Annotated in this window: 4 protein-coding genes; all 4 read right to left on the bottom strand. The window is 39.9% G+C overall.

What is annotated here, in order from left to right; all coding sequences use genetic code 11:
* Positions 1-75: 75 nt before the first annotated feature.
* The 4 genes from AACR75_RS05340 to AACR75_RS05325 all read right to left on the bottom strand — a co-directional run bounded on the left by AACR75_RS05340 (position 76) and on the right by AACR75_RS05325 (position 2,889).
* Positions 76-432: a hypothetical protein gene (locus AACR75_RS05340; RefSeq protein WP_047691709.1), complete on the bottom strand. Its 357-nt coding sequence runs from the start codon at positions 430-432 to the stop codon at positions 76-78.
* Between the two features lie 182 nt (positions 433-614).
* Positions 615-1,130, bottom strand: a complete 516-nt coding sequence (locus AACR75_RS05335) for a ClbS/DfsB family four-helix bundle protein (protein ID WP_047691706.1) — start codon at positions 1,128-1,130, stop codon at positions 615-617.
* A gap of 134 nt (positions 1,131-1,264) precedes the next feature.
* Positions 1,265-2,296 (bottom strand): RhuM family protein, encoded by a 1,032-nt coding sequence (gene rhuM / locus AACR75_RS05330; RefSeq protein ID WP_047691703.1) that lies wholly within the window; start codon positions 2,294-2,296, stop codon positions 1,265-1,267.
* Between the two features lie 155 nt (positions 2,297-2,451).
* Positions 2,452-2,889, bottom strand: a complete 438-nt coding sequence (locus AACR75_RS05325; protein WP_047691700.1) for a hypothetical protein — start codon at positions 2,887-2,889, stop codon at positions 2,452-2,454.
* Positions 2,890-3,019 lie beyond the last annotated feature (130 nt).

Below are 3,019 nucleotides of genomic sequence, written 5' to 3'. Positions count from 1 at the left end.
AAACACACTGTAAACACTGAACTTCAATTTTGCACTAAAGTCGCCAAGCGTTGGCAATCCCTCTTGAGCCGTTTGTTATGTGCTTTTTGCACCACAAATTTTTTGTAATACTGCCTCAATGACATTATCACTGATTTGTTGACTAACTTCTGATGATGAAATCGGATCGGAAGTATAAAGAAGTCCATTCCCCGTCACTGTAAATTTTCTAGTTTTACAATCAATACTGGCTGGAGCTGATAAATCACCAGATTTACCGTCTCTTCTTATATGTAAGTTCTTCAGATCTGTTAAATCACCATAAATAAACCATTGATCTGAATAGGGTGGCATCTCCAACGGTTCGTCATAAACATAAAGACTGTTAATATCTGATGCACCATGGCAAAAGAAACTAACAAAGACGAAAGCTGTAAATATACTTCTATACATTATCTTTCCATACTACATAATTTGAGTGGACCATGAATCGAGAAACACATAACGCCCGCCTAAGGGGCTGACAACGCATTATCACTAAACTCAAACACAACAACCATAACCACTGCGGCTCAATGGGACTGGAAACGCCACGCGTTGACAGTCCCTCTTGAGGCGTTTGTTATGTGAATTGCCTATCGAAGCTTGTTGTTTTTGTTAAATCGCCTAACTTTGGCTCGCATATTCTTCATTGGTGATGACGTGTTGAACTGGATCATTCGGCCAAATGTCCATTTTTCATACCACATCGTTTCATACAATTCTTCATTGCTTAAACTTGTGACTAACAAGATAAGCTTGTTTATTGTTGAGTCTAACTCCTTGAGTAAGTCCTCGTATTGCCAATCACGGTACTGATCGTGAAAACTGACTGCCAACAATCCAAGCTGATTCCATTTATAACCTGTATAAGGAAAATCGACTGGCAAACCTTGAGACTTAAAACTGTGCCATTTCAAAACCAAGTTTCCCCAACCTACAAGATAAGCGACAGTGTCACAAACGCTAATTTGTGTTCCTTTTACGTTACCCTCAATTTCACACTGACGTGCCATTGATGCTGGAACGCTCCGATAGTCGTCCATAAGTTTCGGGAATATAGAATTTATCGCTGTGAGCAACTCATCTTTTGATTCAGGAACTGAAGACATTATTTTCTCCATTCACATAACGCCCTGTTAAGGTGTGAACAACGCAATACCGAAGCTACCGCATACCACCTTAAACACTAGACGCAACGCATAGCAAAAATGCCAAGCGTTGCGAATCACTCTTAAACAGATTGTTAGGCGTCTTGGATTGACAGAGCTTTATGTAACGCTCTTGTAGTGATTTTTGCTGTTTCTTCTTTGATCTCGTCGTATTCACCCAAGTAGAAAAGCTCTAGATCAACATCGATACCTAAATGTTCAAGTTTCTTAATTTCCAAGAACTTTTCATACTCTTGTTGAGCATGCTCAACGGCATGCTCTTTGATGTAGTCAGAGTACCCCTCAAACACTTCATACCCATTAATTTCAAGTAACTTATCCAACTGAGAATGTAACATATTCATTGTCATATCTTTACCTGCCAAAGACGTTGACTCGGCAAACAGCAAGAATTGCTCTGACAGTAAGTGCATGCGATAAATTTCAGACTCTTTGAGGTAGTTCTTCCCGACAGTCACTTCGTTTTTAGTAGGGACAGCGCCATTAATAGACTGCATGCCCATATTCACGTCTGTATGATCTGCTCGGTCCAGAATCAATTGTGATGAAGTCATACTAGTAATTGCATGATGGAATTTGTCTTGCAATAACGAATAAAAACGACGAACTTCTGCAGAACTTGGTTCATAGTCGGTTGCCGCAATTTTGAAGCACTCACGAACAGAAGCATAAACGTTCTTTTCGTTTGCTCTCAGTTCTCGGATCTTAGCAGCAAGTTCACTTAGCTTTTTAGGGTCTGACTTAAGAATGTCGTCGTTAATTAAATAACCATCACTCATATACCTTGTGATGATATTCGTTGACCACACTCGGAATTGAGTCGCTTTTTGAGTATTTAATCGATACCCAACCGATATGATCGCGTCTACACTGAAAAACCACTCTTCGATGCCATTTGGCGTAAGAGAAAGTTTTTGTGCATGGTCGATACGACTAAGTTCTCCGGAGTTAAAAATTTCTTTAAGCACAGGAGTTAAGTCTTCTATAGAGGTAGAAAACATTTCAGCTAATGTTGGAAAGCTAGCCCAAGGCTTACCATCCATTAGTATAAGTTCAGCATCGTAACCGTCATCTGTATAAACAACGAGCTCATTTTTATTATTCATTGATTTACCTAACCTATTTTATCAATACGCCTAACGCCAAATTAAGTAGTGAGCAACGCTACCACTCACCTAACCCATTGTGCCGTAAACACTAAAACTGATTCAAACCGAAAGTGCCAAGCGTTGCGAATCTGCTTAAATTTATTGTTAGGCTACTATTCGGTGAACAGTTGGTTTAGCTTGTCTTGATCAGTATATTGGAGGTAGTTTGTAATTGCGTTTGTGACATCTTCGCTGTTCATTAGCTCCTGCATAGCAACTTGACCGACCATTTCGAATGCTTTCTCGATAGCTAGTGGATCTGCTTTCTGAGCTGCGACTAATTCTTGCGCGCAATCTTCAACAAGAAGTCTGGTAACTAATTGTCCAGTATATTTATCGATTGAAGTCCTATCACTTTTTGAAATATTCGAAAACTCGTTTAACTCAGGGTGCGCAGCTATAGAGAAGTATATCCATTTAGCTAAGTTCTTTCTTTCCTTACCATTAAGTGAATCTAACAAACACGTTGTAAAGCGTCCCGTATCTGCATGCACCGGAGCTACTAGTAAACCTGACAGAGCAATAGCTGTAATCAATAGTACTTTTTTCATATTGTCCTCTAATTTATTATGGAGCCTAACGCCCGGCTAAGGGGTTGACGACGCACCGCCGAACTCAAAAAACACACCGTAAACACTGAACTTCAATTTTGTACTAAAGCCGCCACGCGTTGGCAATCCC

Origin of the sequence: Vibrio sp. ZOR0018 (genome assembly GCF_963865925.1) — a bacterium.
In the GTDB taxonomy this organism is placed as follows: domain Bacteria; phylum Pseudomonadota; class Gammaproteobacteria; order Enterobacterales; family Vibrionaceae; genus Vibrio; species Vibrio anguillarum.
Note: the sequence above shows the minus strand (reverse complement) of the source record. Positions and strands in the feature narration are given on the sequence as shown.